Annotated in this window: 14 protein-coding genes, 1 tRNA gene, 1 other RNA gene and 2 pseudogenes; 5 read left to right on the top strand and 13 right to left on the bottom strand. The window is 40.2% G+C overall.

The features are described from left to right. The first annotated feature begins 199 nt into the window (after positions 1–199). From A4U55_RS04025 to rpmA, 3 genes are all read left to right on the top strand, one after another. Positions 200–1,117, top strand: a complete 918-nt coding sequence (locus tag A4U55_RS04025) for a LysR family transcriptional regulator (protein ID WP_063454041.1) — start codon at positions 200–202, stop codon at positions 1,115–1,117. A 166-nt stretch (positions 1,118–1,283) separates the two neighbouring features. Further along, the gene (gene rplU, locus A4U55_RS04020) at positions 1,284–1,595 is read left to right on the top strand and encodes a 50S ribosomal protein L21 (protein WP_003667943.1); all 312 of its coding nucleotides are present in this window, start codon (positions 1,284–1,286) and stop codon (positions 1,593–1,595) included. Positions 1,596–1,659: 64 nt separating this feature from the next. Beyond that, positions 1,660–1,917, top strand: coding sequence for a 50S ribosomal protein L27 (rpmA, locus tag A4U55_RS04015; protein ID WP_003659274.1), 258 nt, complete (start codon positions 1,660–1,662; stop codon positions 1,915–1,917). Between the two features lie 243 nt (positions 1,918–2,160). On the opposite strand, the gene A4U55_RS04010 is transcribed toward rpmA, so the two are convergent. The 3 genes from A4U55_RS04010 to A4U55_RS04000 all read right to left on the bottom strand — a co-directional run bounded on the left by A4U55_RS04010 (position 2,161) and on the right by A4U55_RS04000 (position 4,940). After that, positions 2,161–2,805, bottom strand: a complete 645-nt coding sequence (locus A4U55_RS04010; RefSeq protein WP_063454040.1) for a DUF2057 domain-containing protein — start codon at positions 2,803–2,805, stop codon at positions 2,161–2,163. Positions 2,806–2,903: 98 nt separating this feature from the next. Continuing rightward, complete coding sequence (locus A4U55_RS04005) at positions 2,904–3,668, bottom strand: DnaA ATPase domain-containing protein (RefSeq protein ID WP_003659276.1); 765 nt, start codon at positions 3,666–3,668, stop codon at positions 2,904–2,906. Positions 3,669–3,830: 162 nt separating this feature from the next. Next, a complete protein-coding gene (locus tag A4U55_RS04000) occupies positions 3,831–4,940 on the bottom strand; it encodes an AI-2E family transporter (RefSeq protein ID WP_003667948.1) in 1,110 nt (369 codons plus the stop codon). A 292-nt stretch (positions 4,941–5,232) separates the two neighbouring features. On the opposite strand from A4U55_RS04000, the gene purM reads away from it, so the two are divergent. Beyond that, on the top strand, positions 5,233–6,279 hold the full coding sequence (gene purM, locus A4U55_RS03995) for a phosphoribosylformylglycinamidine cyclo-ligase (RefSeq protein WP_003659278.1): 1,047 nt from the start codon (positions 5,233–5,235) through the stop codon (positions 6,277–6,279). Next, the gene (gene purN, locus A4U55_RS03990) at positions 6,279–6,947 is read left to right on the top strand and encodes a phosphoribosylglycinamide formyltransferase (protein ID WP_063454039.1); all 669 of its coding nucleotides are present in this window, start codon (positions 6,279–6,281) and stop codon (positions 6,945–6,947) included. The genes purM and purN overlap by 1 nt, the downstream gene beginning before the upstream one ends. 224 nt (positions 6,948–7,171) lie before the next feature. On the opposite strand, the gene A4U55_RS03985 is transcribed toward purN, so the two are convergent. The 10 genes and pseudogenes from A4U55_RS03985 to A4U55_RS03940 form a co-directional block, all read right to left on the bottom strand. Next, positions 7,172–7,247: transfer RNA gene (locus tag A4U55_RS03985), tRNA-Asn, on the bottom strand. A 125-nt stretch (positions 7,248–7,372) separates the two neighbouring features. After that, positions 7,373–7,564, bottom strand: a non-coding RNA gene (gene ssrS / locus A4U55_RS03980) — 6S RNA. An 83-nt stretch (positions 7,565–7,647) separates the two neighbouring features. Further along, positions 7,648–8,403: a glutaminyl-peptide cyclotransferase gene (locus A4U55_RS03975; protein WP_003666177.1), complete on the bottom strand. Its 756-nt coding sequence runs from the start codon at positions 8,401–8,403 to the stop codon at positions 7,648–7,650. An 80-nt stretch (positions 8,404–8,483) separates the two neighbouring features. Next, positions 8,484–8,639 carry a 50S ribosomal protein L33 gene (rpmG, locus tag A4U55_RS03970; protein WP_003659281.1) on the bottom strand — a complete coding sequence of 52 codons (156 nt, stop codon included), beginning with the start codon at positions 8,637–8,639 and terminating at the stop codon, positions 8,484–8,486. A gap of 39 nt (positions 8,640–8,678) precedes the next feature. Further along, positions 8,679–8,915 (bottom strand): 50S ribosomal protein L28, encoded by a 237-nt coding sequence (gene rpmB, locus A4U55_RS03965; RefSeq protein WP_003659282.1) that lies wholly within the window; start codon positions 8,913–8,915, stop codon positions 8,679–8,681. Between the two features lie 260 nt (positions 8,916–9,175). Then, complete coding sequence (locus tag A4U55_RS03960; RefSeq protein ID WP_003659283.1) at positions 9,176–9,523, bottom strand: HopJ type III effector protein; 348 nt, start codon at positions 9,521–9,523, stop codon at positions 9,176–9,178. A 98-nt stretch (positions 9,524–9,621) separates the two neighbouring features. Next, positions 9,622–9,789 (bottom strand): annotated as a pseudogene (gene csrA, locus A4U55_RS03955) (carbon storage regulator CsrA); the annotation flags it as partial. Positions 9,790–10,002: 213 nt separating this feature from the next. Then, entirely contained in the window at positions 10,003–11,286 is a 1,284-nt protein-coding gene (locus A4U55_RS03950; protein ID WP_003659286.1) for an aspartate kinase, read from the bottom strand. 386 nt (positions 11,287–11,672) lie between these two features. Further along, positions 11,673–11,872 (bottom strand): annotated as a pseudogene (locus A4U55_RS03945) (IS982 family transposase); the annotation flags it as partial. Positions 11,873–12,224: 352 nt separating this feature from the next. Beyond that, positions 12,225–13,790, bottom strand: coding sequence for a peptide MFS transporter (locus A4U55_RS03940; protein ID WP_003660664.1), 1,566 nt, complete (start codon positions 13,788–13,790; stop codon positions 12,225–12,227). Positions 13,791–13,994: the final 204 nt, after the last annotated feature.

Here is a 13,994-nt window from a genome sequence, read left to right as displayed (position 1 = left end):
AAATTTTAGATGCTGATATTTTAAAAAAATTGTGTTATCATTTCAAATTGATTATTTTAATATGTGCTTATCAATATGGCTGATATCACCACTCACATTTTCCGACCAGATAACATTAACATAACACTGATTAACATAACACTGACAGACAACATTGATGAACAGCATTGATATTTTTAAAAAACACTAAGCGTGTGATATGACCGATATCCGAACCCTAGACCTAAACCTATTAAAAGCCTTTGTTGTCTTGCTGGACGAATGCAATGTCAGTCGTTCAGCACAACGACTGTCCATCACCCAACCTGCGATGAGCGGTATTTTAAATCGCCTGCGAGAGAGTTTTAATGACCCGTTATTTGTGCGGGTTCAGCACGGCATGCAGCCCACCGATAGGGCCATTGAGCTTGGGCATGTCGCTCGGCGTGTCTTAGAAGAGATAAGCGGCATGCTTGCCCCGCCCAAACTAGAACCTGCCAATTTGTCCATGACCCTACGCATTGGGGCGATGGATTATGTACAACAAATCATCGCTTTGCCCTTGATTTTAAGGCTAAGACGGCTTGCTCCGAATGTCAAAGTTGCCTTATTGCCTGTGCAAGGGCAAAACATCAAGACTTTGTTTGATAAAAACGCCATTGATTTGGCACTGGTTGGGCAACATCACATCAGTGATGACATGCCTCAAATGCGATTATATGAAGAGCATTATGTTTGTGTGATGAGCAAAATGCACCCCATGGCAAACACCGCTTTAACGCTTGATGAGTTTTGCAAATTGCCCTTTGCCATGCTCTCTTATAATGGCGGTGAATTTCGTGGTGCAACTGACATTGCCTTACAAAAGTTGGGGCGAAAACGCAAAGTGATGGTGTCGGTAGACCATATCTCGCTGCTGCCACAGCTGTTGAACGATTCGGATTTGGTGGCGGTGTTGCCCAAACATCTTGCCCAAACCCTGCCAAACGTCCGCCTACAAAATCCACCCATCGCCATTGACGGTTTTACCATGATGATGACATGGCACGAACGCACCGAACAGGATATGGCTCATCGTTGGCTTCGGGGGATTGTGCTTGATGTGATGAAATCTGATAAAGGGGTCAGCCGATGGTGATTTTTTAAGTTTAATATCATGTTATCAACAAAGTTTTCAAAATTATCTTGTTTTTCTTGGTATAATTTTATATAATACTGCCTTATTTTATATCCTTGTCGTGTTCGTTATCAAGAGTCATCAAAGGGATGACCACGGCACACAGGTTTTATCTGGAGAGATAAAGATGTACGCAGTCATTAAAAGTGGCGGTAAACAACACCGTGTTAGCGTTGGTGAAACGCTAAAAGTAGAGCTATTAAAAGCTGAAAAAGGCGAAACGCTAAAGATTGAAGAAGTGTTGATGGTTGTTGATGGTGCTGAGATTAAAATTGGCTCGCCTGTAGTTGCTGGTGCAAGTGTAGAAGCTGAAGTGGTTGAGCATGGTCGTGGTAAAAAAGTACGCATCGTTAAGCATCGTCGCCGTAAGCACTATCACAAAGAGCAAGGCCATCGTCAATGGTTTACCGAGCTAAAAATTAAAGCCATTAACGCTTAATTCACCACATTAGTATTTGATACTTTAGGGCATTGCCCATGGTATTTTAACAGGAGATATTTTCATGGCACATAAAAAAGCCGCAGGTTCTACTCGTAACGGTCGTGATTCTAACCCAAAAATGCTTGGCGTAAAAGTTTTTGGTGGTCAAGATGTTGTTGCTGGTAACATCATCGTTCGCCAGCGTGGTACCGAATTCCACGCAGGTGAAGGTGTTGGTATGGGTCGTGACCATACATTATTTGCATTAACTGAAGGTGTGGTTAAATTTGAGACCAAAGGTCAATTTAACCGTCGCTATGTTTCTGTTTTAGCAAAATAATCAGCATATTGCCTACAGATTAAAATATTTCAGTCTGTCGTAGCATAGCCACATATAAAGCTCATCGTGTCATATGATGGGCTTTTTATTATTTTATTATATTCTCTGTTAGATTAAACCAACCGCTGGATTGATTCAGATTGGTTCAGCCAAATTGACATGCTTAATGCCAATAAAAAAGCCTTGTCCAAAAACAAAGCTTTTTAGTGACTTTCATCAGTGGTTGTCATAGGAGTGGATGAATTATTTTTCAATCCATTGGCGAATTTTCTCACGCTCTTCATCGCTGGCGTTTAGCCAAATTTGCATAAAGCCATCTAAGTTGTCATCAGCACGCACCGCATGATTGTCAGTGGGTTTGGCGGTATTGTAAGTACTGATTGCAGCAATCGCCTCTTGGTTGGCAGTTGTTGTCGAATTTGTACGACCAAATAGGTTGTTAATCGTACTTGTAATACCGCCAAATAAACCTGAACGCTTCGTTTGAGTGGTATCTTCTTGGGTAATAATCGCACCGTGTTGTGTGATGGCTAAACTGGGTGTTTTGATATAATCTTTGGCAGCGTGATAGTCTTTAGGCTGATTTGGCATAATAAGTCGATAGGTTTGATGATCAGCTAAATTGGCAGTAATGGTAATATCGCCTGATTTTAGATAATCATGATCATCACGACCAAGTTTAAACAACCGATCATAACGCGCCATAATGACATGCCGACCTGGTTCTAAAGTGAAATTTTGTTGTAGTGGTTGTAATAATCCATGATGGATTGCCTGACCATTAATTGCGGTTACCTTAATGTTATCATCAACATTAAGCTGGACTTGGGCAACGGCAGCAGTGCTTAGTAGGGCACTGACAAGCAAGCCAAGGCTGACTTTTTTCATAAAATATCCTTTTTGTGGGCTATGTATGTGGCATAACATACCATTAATTAGGTAACATTACTAGTATTTATCTTAAGTTTATTTAAATAAGCCGATTATCAAAAATTGGAGTCAGCATTATCACCGATTTCAAGCATGAATGTTTCATGTAAAATAATTTGCTTGGCTTCTGCGATGGTTTTTTTGGGAATTTGCACGCGTGAAAGGCGTGTCAGTAAAGGTCGAATGTGATCAAGGACGGTATTAATATCCCCAGCATTTCTAGGACCCTCTTCAAGTAAATAGTCAAAAATCTCTTCAGGCAGCTTCCAGTTTTTTTTCTTTAAAATCACCTCAATCAGGATACGACGATCATTAATATCATCATTATCTGGCAAAGTCAGCATGGGGGCTAGCGATAGCCGAGTATGTAAATCCAATAATCCAATTTGTAGCTCTCGTGCTGGATCATCTGCCAAATATAAAATCTGTTTTTGGTGTTCACGAAGGCGGTTGATTAGATGAAATAACCCTTCTTGCCATTCATAGCTATGCCGAACCATTTGTAAATCATCCACGATAATCAAATCAAACATCTCAAGCCCAACAAGTGCAGTTGCATGCGGATCTTGTTCTATGAGTTCGGTTAGATTTAAGCTGATGACCATTTTTGAGGTCATTGAAGTATAATGCTCATAGATGGCACTTGCCAAATGCGTCTTGCCAAAGCCAGAATCACCGACAATGAACAGCTCACGCAAACTGCCTTGTACCAATTTATCAATAGCATCCAAAATGGGGCGGTAACTTGAAGATTGAAAATCCTCAAGTGATGCTTCGGGACGAATATCTAAATTCAATGAATCTTGTATTGCTTGGGTCATGATGACAGCCTTGATGGGTGTTCATAGTGCATGTTGGATTTTTATCGTTATGGTTCAAAAGCCGATAAATAATGAGTACAAATGACACTTCTTGTGTTTTTTGGTGGCTATATATACCATATTTTGTACATTTTATGCAAGTAATTTATACCAAGGTGATTTTTAGTCATCTTCTTTCCATAAAGGCAGCTGCCTTTGACCTTCATGCCAATCACTGCGTAAATAGGCATCATACGCATAATGAAATAAAACATTAATGACTGCAGAGACGGGCAGGGCGATGAGCATACCGACAAAACCAAATAAAGATGCACCTGCCAAGACAGAAAAAATGACCCATAAAGGCGATAGGCCAATTTTATCACCTAGTAATAGAGGTTGAAGAATATAGCCTTCAACAACTTGCCCAATCATAAATGCCCCAAAAATCAGTCCCAAATAGATCCAGTCTAATCCAAATTGAAATAATCCTGCGATCAGTGCTGCAATAATACCAATACCAAAACCCAAATAAGGGACAAAGCTTGCAATGCCAGCGGTGATACCAATAATCAATCCTAACTGCAAACCGATGAGCTGTAGCTGAATGGCATAAATCGCACCAAGTAGCAACATGACTAAAAATTGACCTTTGGCAAAATTCATCAAAGCAGTATCGCAGTCACGAGCAATTCTAACGACCTTATTGGTATAGGGCTTAGGAATAGATAGCTTCCATGTATACAGTCGTTGATCCCAGCCCAATAAAAAATAAAAGGTAAGAATAGGCACCATGACAATCAAACCAATGTTATTGGCCGCTGAAATACCTGAGCTAAATACTTGCTTAATTAAACCTTGAACATCGTTAACTTGATAGTTATTTTGAAAGTAATCCAAGGCCGTATTGGATATTAGGTCAATATCAAGTGGCAAAAGCTCACTGTTGGTATAGCGAGCAATCCAAGCTCTGCCAGTGTCATTATACCAAGTAATAATATGTGGCAATGACTCCCAAAGTATCTGCATTTGTGCCCAAACCATAGGCACCAACCAAATGATTAATGCGCCCATGACCACAAAACAGCTAATATACACAACTGAGACTGCCAAAATTCTTGGCATAATTAAGGCAAGTCGGCTGACCAAAGGATTTAAAAAATATGCCAAAATAAATGCTGCAACAAAGGGTGTAATGACCGTTTTCATCAAAAATAGGGCATATAAAAACAAACATAACGCCGCTAAAATAAACAGACGGCGAAAAAACGGATCAATTTTGGCTGGATACATGAAAACTCAAAATATAAAAGGTAGGATTGTGCGTGATATTGTAGGTGATTTGATTTAAATTTTCATGTAATTTTATGTATATTTTAATCAATCATTGCATTTGATAAAACTTGACCATGTTCAATCATCAGAACCAAACAGCTTAATTTTAAATCTTCATTTTAAATATAAAATATCTCTTAATAAATAGACATGCCACCAAATAAATTCAAGGCAAATCTGATATTTTGGGTTAAAATTTGATATAATTATTAAAATTTAAGTAACATCTCATTTTTAACAAGGGTCAAATATGACAGATCAAACCCCACTTAGCTATAAAGATGCAGGCGTAGATATTGATGCAGGCGAGGCATTGGTTTCGCGTATTAAATCGGTTGCCAAAGCCACCAGCCGACCTGAAGTAATGGGTGGCTTAGGCGGATTTGGTGCGTTATGCCGCATTCCGACGGGTTATAAATCACCATTACTTGTATCAGGCACCGACGGTGTCGGTACAAAGCTTAAGCTTGCACTACAGCTTAATCGCCATGAAACTATAGGCCAAGACTTAGTGGCAATGTGTGTGAATGATTTATTGGTCTGTGGTGCAGAACCACTATTTTTCTTGGATTATTATGCCACAGGTAAGCTTGATGTTGATACCGCTGCAACCGTTATCGCAGGTATTGGCGAGGGTTGTCAGTTGGCAAATTGTGCATTAATTGGCGGTGAGACGGCCGAAATGCCCGGTATGTATCAAGATGAAGATTATGATTTGGCGGGATTTTGTGTCGGTGTGGTCGAAGAGTCAGAAGTGATTACTGGCGAAAATGTTCAAAAAGGTGATGTATTACTTGCTTTGGCATCTAGCGGCGTGCATTCAAATGGCTATTCACTGGTGCGTAAAGTGATTGAAGTAACCAATACTGATGTTCATACACAAACCCTAGAAAGTGGCACTAAGTTGGCAGATGCACTGATGGCACCCACTCGTATTTATGTCAAGTCAGTCAATGCCTTACAAAAATCCTTGGGTAATGCCAATATTCACGCCATGGCACATATCACAGGCGGCGGCTTAACCGAAAATCTGCCCCGTGTCCTACCTAAAAATTTGGCGGCACAGATAGACACCAGCAGTTGGGCATTGCCTGAGGTTTTCCAATGGCTACAACATGGCGGCAATATTGACACTTTAGAGATGTATCGCACCTTTAACTGTGGCGTTGGCTTTATTTTGGTTGTTCCTGCCGATCAAGCCAAGCAGGCGATGAATAAACTGACTGCCGAAGGCGAACAAGTTTGGCAGATTGGTCAGATTATTGAGCGTACTGATGATGCGGTGGTGTATGCCTGATGAGCCAAAAACCCCTTAAGGTCGCTGTTTTGGTATCAGGTAGTGGCTCAAATTTACAAGTCATGATTGATGCCATGAAATCAGGTAGCCTTGCGATTGATATTGTTGGCGTCATTAGTAATCGTGAAGATGCTTATGCGATTACACGAGCAAAAGATGCAGGCATTCTTGTCTCAGTATTGTCTCATGTACCAAATGGTAAACGCATGAGTATCAATACTTTTGAGAAATACGCACTTCAGCAAATTCAAGATTGGTCACCTGATTTGGTTGTGCTGGCAGGCTTCATGCGAGTATTATCTGCCCAATTTATCAATAACATGCCTTGTGCGATGATCAATTTGCACCCATCTTTATTACCAAATTATAAAGGGCTAGATACTCATCAACGGGTGTTGTGGTCGGGCGATAAATATCATGGTTGCAGCATTCATGTGGTAACACCGAAGCTTGATGCGGGGCAAGTACTCACGCAGGCTTGGCTTACTGTTGATGTTTTGGATACACCCAAAAGCTTGGCAAAGCGTGTACAAACGCTTGAGCATCGACTCGTCCCTTATACGCTTGATATGATGATAAAAAAGGTCATTGATATTGATACCATCAGGGTAGGGCGTATGAATGGCATGATACCTTTACCCCTAAAATTTTGGATGGATGATGAATGATTGTCGCTGAACATTGGCAATCTTATGAACTTATATGCTGATGTTTTTTAGAATAAGATGCTCTAAATATCAATGAAATAAATATCACCAAACGCATTTAAATCCATTCACAAGATTGTTTTAAATGCGTATTTTATTTTAGAAGTGTTATGTTTTAGCAGGGTTGTATTTTAGAATATAATAAAAAAGTCCTTTAGTAAAATTCTAAAGGACTTTTTAAAATATGGCTCCCCAACCTGGGCTCGAACCAGGGACACACGGATTAACAGTCCGATGCTCTACCGACTGAGCTATTGGGGAATGTCGGTTATCTTATGCAGTTCGCTTAAGATGGGTGCTATTATAGCAGAATAAATTAAGCTGTCAACATTTTTTTGAAATTTTTTTAGAAAATTTTGTAAAAATATCCAAACACTGGCTTAAAGAAAAAAACCAAGGTACCGCTACAAAGGGAAACCATGAACCGTGAAGTTCAAGGCGGATAAGAGCCATGCTTATTACGGCTTCCTGATACATCAAAAAGATGCAGGCATGCACAACAAAGCATTGTCGCCCAAATCCTAAGATAAAAGTATCGGCTCAGGAATACGCTTTGCTGGCGAGTACCCCAGTGGAGCTATTATAGCAAATAGTCATCAGATTTTCAATGTGTCATGGCTATTCTGCTGGTATTTGGGTTTATTTTTAAGGATAAAATCAGTCATTGGGTGAATAAAACTTGCCAAACAACGCCAAAGTTTTTGCCAGTAATATAAAACGATTGTCCGCCGATATGAGCAATACCATTTAAAACGCTGTCAGGATCGGTAAGATTAAGCGTAGCAACCAAGGGGCTAAAATCATAGGTGTTTAGTACCTTGCCTGTATTGGGGTTGATTTTAATAATTTTATTGCTCTGCCAAATATTGGCGTATAAAAACCCATTGGCGTATTCTAATTCATTAATATATTCAACAGGTTTACCATTATTTTGAACGCTAATCTCAGAAATCTTGTTAAAATTTTTGGCATCTAATTTTTGAAGCTTGGATGAGCCATCAGAAAGCCATAAAACTTTTTGCCGTTTGTCATAAGCCAAACCCCAGCCTTCACCCAAATAATGTGCGGTCTTTTTGATGGCCAATGTTTTGGCATCTCTTAAAAGCGCCATCTGTTCACGCCAAGTAATTTGCCAAATGCCATCATCGGTAACGGTCAAGCCTTCAGCAAAAACAGACGGAGCAAGCTTTTTAACGCCATATGTTTCACCTGTTGCCAGATTAAGATAACCGATTTCTGACCGACCATATAAGCCAGCTGAATAGACCAATCGATTTGAGCCATCAAGCTGTAAACCTTGAATAAAAATAGGGTGATGCACAGGATAGCTTTGGATTAATTTAAAAGAATTTGCCCAAGCTGGTATACTAAAGCACAGCCCAAAGAATATACAAAAAACCAAACGATATTTTTTCATTAATTGATACATAAATTTATATCACACTGGTATAATAAAAATCCCAACTAAGTTTCAGCTGGGATTTTGGCACAAATCAATTATTTGATTTTTGCTTCTTTAAAAAGTACATGTTGGCGAATTTTTGGATCAAATTTTTTGATTTCCATTTTGCCAGGCATGGTACGCTTATTTTTAGTGGTGGTATAAAAATAACCAGTACCAGCGGTAGAAACGAGTTTAATTTTATCTCTCATGATTGTATCCTTTATCCATTCGGTAATTGGTAAAAATCGTTAGATTTTTTGACCTTGGGCACGCAAATCGGCAAGCACTTTTTCAATGCCATGCTTGTCAATGATACGCATACCTTTTGAAGATACACGAAGACGCACAAAACGGTTTTCAGATTCTACCCAAAAACGATGGTTGTGTAGATTTGGCAGAAAACGGCGACGGGTTTTGTTGTGTGCGTGAGATACATTATTACCCACAAGTGGGCGTTTTCCAGTCACTTGACATACTCGAGACATGGTGAACTCCTAATTTAGTGGCACGGATATTGAGCGGTATCAGGTGTGCCGGTCATGCTTGGTGCTTGGTTATTTGTGGTATGGACACAGCACAAATAAAGCAGGACTTTTCAATGGTTGAGCCACTTATTTCTTACCGTTAAAGGCGACGACAATCAAGAAGTAGCAGAAAAATTAAAGCCCAAATTATACACGAACTTATATATCTTGACAAGGTATTTTCGAAAGTTTCAGCAATAGGGCGATGGATTGGGCTTAGGCTAGTTTTTTGGCGTTAATGCATTGATTGGCATACCGATTCCTGCCCAGCCATAACGCATAAAATTACGGATATTGGCATGATCAATACCTTGAGGGGTATTTTGTACAGCACGATAGTGTTCTGCAAATAATTTTAGGGTATCGACTTTATTAAGCCCATGCTGTTTTGCTAGGCTAAATACCTTAGCACTGCCTTCGTTGGTACCTAGTGCATTAGCCACCTCGCCATTTGAAAATTCAATCGGCTGATAATTATAATGTGCATCAATAAAAGCAAGCACATCATGAAAGGTCAGCTGATTTGATTCTACACCTGCTAAAATGCGTGAAATGTCTGTTGTTTTCATGATGTCTCTATGGCTTAGCGGTTAAAATAATCGTCATCATCAAATGAGGGTGGGGCAAAATTACCACCTTGTTCTAAATGACTCATGTGCATTTGCATAGAGCGTTCGTGTTGGATACGCTGATAAATCTCCTCACGATGCACAGCGATGTCTTTTGGGGCATTGACACCTAAGCGGACTTGATTGCCTTTGACGCCAAGTACAGTTACACTGACCTCATCACCAATCATTAAGGTTTCGCCAACACGGCGGGTTAAAATTAGCATTATTATACTCCTTTGATACCACCAAATTGCTGTTATTTTCCCATTTTAATCCATCATTATCGCAAATTGGTGTGGTTGTGGGGCGGATTAACCCCAAAAAAATCTGCTTAACGCAATATTATAAGGGGCATTAAGCAGATTGTCAGTAACTTTTCAAAAGATTTCGTTATTTTTTTGTGTCATAACTGTTGAAATCAGGGTGTGGGTGTGTGATTAGCCCGCTACTTTGCTCTCACCATCTTCACGGTCAAGACCAAAGGCGGTATGTAGTGATTTAACTGCCTTTTCCAGACACTCTTCTTTGATGAGTACAGAGACTTTGATTTCAGAGGTTGAAATCATTTGTAGGTTAATGTTTTGGGATGCCAGTGTTTCAAACATTTTACTTGCCACGCCAGCATGTGAACGCATGCCCACGCCCACGATAGAGACTTTGACAACATCGCTTGTGCCAACAACATCGCTTGCTCCAATGTCATCTTTGACTTGCTCATTTAGGATTTTCATGGCTTTATTAAAATCACCGCGTGGCACGGTAAAACTAAAATCGGTTACGCCATTTTCGGACATGTTTTGGATAATCATGTCAACCTCAATGTTGGCTCTACCAATTGGGCTTAAAATGGCAGATGCAATGCCTGGATGATCAGGCACGCCAAGTACAACAATTTTGGCTTCATCACGGTTAAAGGCAATGCCTGAGATTACAGCGCGTTCCATATCATCTCCTTCATCAGCGGTAATTAGCGTACCGACAGTTTGTTTAAATTTATCATCAAATATTCCATCATCACCCTCATCAAAACTGGATAAGACACGAAGTGGCACTTGATATTTACCAGCAAATTCTACCGAGCGGATTTGTAGCACTTTTGAACCAAGAGATGCCATTTCTAACATTTCTTCAAAAGTGATTTTGGAGAGTTTTTTGGCTTTGGGTGTTACTCGTGGGTCAGTGGTGTACACACCGTCCACATCTGTATAGATTTGGCATTCATCTGCCTTAAGGGCTGCTGCTAAAGCAACGCCAGTTGTATCTGACCCACCACGCCCTAAAGTGGTCACATCACCATGTTCATCAATCCCTTGAAAGCCAGCAACTACAATGACACGACCTGCATTAAGCTCGCTTAGAATAGAATCGGTATCAATACTTTGAATGCGTGCTTTAGTATGAGTATCATCAGTATGAATAGCGACCTGATCACCTGTCATCGATTTGGCATCAACACCAAGTGATTGCAATGCCATGGCAAGCAAAGAGATGGAAACTTGTTCACCTGTACAGACCATCTGATCATATTCACGAGGGTCCGGGTCAGAGCTGATCTCACGAGCCAAACCGATTAAGCGGTTGGTTTCACCACTCATGGCAGATACCACCACCACAACCTGATGCCCATTATCATACCAACGCTTGACACGCTGGGCGACATTTTTGATGCGAGTGATGTTTCCCATCGAAGTCCCGCCATATTTTTGTACGATTAATGCCATGAATGATACCTTATAAATCAAATAACGATCATCACTGATTTTAATTTATAATCAGTTGTAGTGAATTTGGTGATTAAGACTGGCTGTAACAGCTTTTTGATAAAACCTAAATATTTTAGCGGATTGGGCGGTATATGACAAGCATTTTATCATCTGTATGCCAATACTGACGCCCAAGGCTAATATCAAAGTTGGTCGGGTGCGGATTTTAGCCTCATCAGATGATAAGTGTGATTATCCTTCGTTCTTTTAATCATTAATAATTTTTCACCCCTTTAATAATTTATCTTCAAACTCCGCCCCAGATTCTGCCAATTTATCGCTTTGGCTGTTATAAAATTTTAAACCTTTCCTTAAATAAAGAATTTCCTTCTATAACCCCACTCTCAACTTGAAATAAGCAACTCAAACTGAAATGGGGATTGCCTAACTGTGTATTAATCACAAAGCAGAAGTTATAAGCCAATATTTTACGCATAAATCTGTGAGACAAATGCCATAAATCTCTGGCTCTAAGCTTTTGCATATTAAACCGCCCAAACAACCGATCAATCACCGTTTCAATATCGCCACGAGCATTTTTAAGACGATTGATGATAAATTCGTCAATGGGCATGGCTTATCCTCTAATCTTTTTGGTCTTTGATTAAAGTTTAGGTTCATGCCTTCTTTGTTTTAATCCCCTCTTAAAGGTGTTAAGGGTGGGGTAACTTGTATTTAAAGTTATTAAAGTAACTTACATCAAGTCAAGTAAGCCATATCAAGTCAATCAAACAAAGTAGACCATAAATGAGCTGTCATTAAAATGGTCGTTATTTAATGTTTAATATTAAATATTTAAAAACAAGCCCTAGGGTCATATTTTTTTTGTCCTATTCTAACCCTAAGGCTCATTGTATCTGCGACTTATCTCATCTGTGATTTATTTTGCCTGCCATTTATTCCGCCTGCTTAAGTGTTTCTGAGTCCTTGAGCATTTTTTCGATGGGATGAGACAAAATTAACAGCATCACCGCACTCACCACCAAAAATATCGCCATGGTGGCAAATAAGTTGGGTAAGTCATTAATGGTATCAGCGGTGACATAGCCACCAAAAAACGCCGCCACCAGATTACCCACCGCAATCGACGCAAAAAACAAGCCCATGATTTGTCCCTGCATTCGCTCAGGAGCAAGCTTTGTCATTGATGATAAGCCAACAGGGCTAAGTGCCAATTCACCCAGTGTCAATAGGAGCAAACTGCCCACCAGCCACATGGGTGATACCAATGTACCGGGTTGGTTCACCACATGGTTGGCCGCCACAATCATCAAGCCAAACCCTGCTGCTGCCAATAACATGCCCAAAGCAAATTTTGTCATACTGCTTGGTTCAAGCCCTTTATTTGCCAATTTGACCCAAATCACACTGACAATGGGGGCAAGCAATAAGATAAAAAATGGATTTAAAGATTGAAACCAGAGGCTTGGAATGTTAAAGCCCATCACATTCAAATCGGTATAACGATCGGCAAATAAGTTAAAAGAAGTGGGCTGCTGCTCAAAGCTTGACCAAAATAAGGTCGAACCAATGATGAGTAAAAAACAAATCAACAAACGAACTTTTTCATTTTTGCTTAAACTTGGGCTAATAAAGCGATACAAAAAATACAAAACAATCGTTCCTGCAATCAGATAAGTCATGTATTCAGCAACCACTTGTGGATTAAATGGCATGATGCCCATCATAATTAACCCAACCACCACGGTAAGCACCGCCACCACCGCAAAAACCCACCGCCCCACATTGGCAACCTGACCACTGGGGTACTCCCACACAGGGGTGATGTTATTTTCTTGAGCGTATTTTTTTAGGCTGGCATGTGCATAAAAGCGGTACAACAATAAAGCCACCAACATGCCAAAACCACCGACCCCAAAGCCGACATGCCACATGCCTTGTTCTTTAAAAATCCCCACAATTAAAGACGCAAACAACGCCCCAATGTTAATACCCATATAAAATAGCGTAAACCCAGCATCACGACGGCCATCACCGTCAGGATATAATGCCCCCACCATCACCGAAATACAGGTTTTAAACAACCCTGAACCGATGACAATGAACATCAACCCCAAAAAAAACACCGACGCACCCACCATGGCAGATAACGCAATGCACAAATGACCCAAGGCAATGATTAAACTGCCCCACCACAATGCCCGTTCTTGCCCAAGCCAGTTATCCGCAAGCCAACCACCTGGCACTGCCATTAAATACATTGCCCCAGCAAAAATACCATAAATGGCAGAAGCAGTAACATCATCAAAGCCAAACCCGCCACTTTGAATGGTTGCCACCATAAACAGCACTAACAAAGGACGAATGCTATAATAAGAAAAACGCTCCCACATCTCAGTAAAAAATAGTGGTTGCAAGGGTTTTGGGTGTCCCATAAAACCACTGTCTTTATGGGGCTTTATTGGCGTATCGCCTTCCAAATGGTTGATATTTTGCGTCATACTGTGTATGTCCTTATTTAAATTGAATTTATCCAAAAAAAGCATTATTTCATCAAATAGGCGATTTGTAAATTATTTTTTACACCCCGCTCTCAACTGGAAACTTGAAATAAGTAACTCAAACTGAAATGGGGGATTGCCTAACTGTTTATTACTCACAAAGCAGAAGTTATAAGCCAATATTTTACGCATAACTTGTCCTAT

Source organism: Moraxella catarrhalis (assembly GCF_001632285.1).
GTDB lineage: Bacteria > Pseudomonadota > Gammaproteobacteria > Pseudomonadales > Moraxellaceae > Moraxella > Moraxella catarrhalis.
The sequence above is the reverse complement of the archived record's forward strand: the minus strand, read 5'-3'. Positions and strand labels throughout refer to the sequence as shown.

Coding starts and splice junctions, on each gene's coding strand:
- A4U55_RS04025 (WP_063454041.1), top strand. CDS start 200: ATGACCGATATCCGAACCCTAGACCTAAACCTATTAAAAGCCTTTGTT.
- rplU (WP_003667943.1), top strand. CDS start 1,284: ATGTACGCAGTCATTAAAAGTGGCGGTAAACAACACCGTGTTAGCGTT.
- rpmA (WP_003659274.1), top strand. CDS start 1,660: ATGGCACATAAAAAAGCCGCAGGTTCTACTCGTAACGGTCGTGATTCT.
- A4U55_RS04010 (WP_063454040.1), bottom strand. CDS start 2,805: ATGAAAAAAGTCAGCCTTGGCTTGCTTGTCAGTGCCCTACTAAGCACT.
- A4U55_RS04005 (WP_003659276.1), bottom strand. CDS start 3,668: ATGACCCAAGCAATACAAGATTCATTGAATTTAGATATTCGTCCCGAA.
- A4U55_RS04000 (WP_003667948.1), bottom strand. CDS start 4,940: ATGTATCCAGCCAAAATTGATCCGTTTTTTCGCCGTCTGTTTATTTTA.
- purM (WP_003659278.1), top strand. CDS start 5,233: ATGACAGATCAAACCCCACTTAGCTATAAAGATGCAGGCGTAGATATT.
- purN (WP_063454039.1), top strand. CDS start 6,279: ATGAGCCAAAAACCCCTTAAGGTCGCTGTTTTGGTATCAGGTAGTGGC.
- A4U55_RS03975 (WP_003666177.1), bottom strand. CDS start 8,403: ATGAAAAAATATCGTTTGGTTTTTTGTATATTCTTTGGGCTGTGCTTT.
- rpmG (WP_003659281.1), bottom strand. CDS start 8,639: ATGAGAGATAAAATTAAACTCGTTTCTACCGCTGGTACTGGTTATTTT.
- rpmB (WP_003659282.1), bottom strand. CDS start 8,915: ATGTCTCGAGTATGTCAAGTGACTGGAAAACGCCCACTTGTGGGTAAT.
- A4U55_RS03960 (WP_003659283.1), bottom strand. CDS start 9,523: ATGAAAACAACAGACATTTCACGCATTTTAGCAGGTGTAGAATCAAAT.
- A4U55_RS03950 (WP_003659286.1), bottom strand. CDS start 11,286: ATGGCATTAATCGTACAAAAATATGGCGGGACTTCGATGGGAAACATC.
- A4U55_RS03940 (WP_003660664.1), bottom strand. CDS start 13,790: ATGACGCAAAATATCAACCATTTGGAAGGCGATACGCCAATAAAGCCC.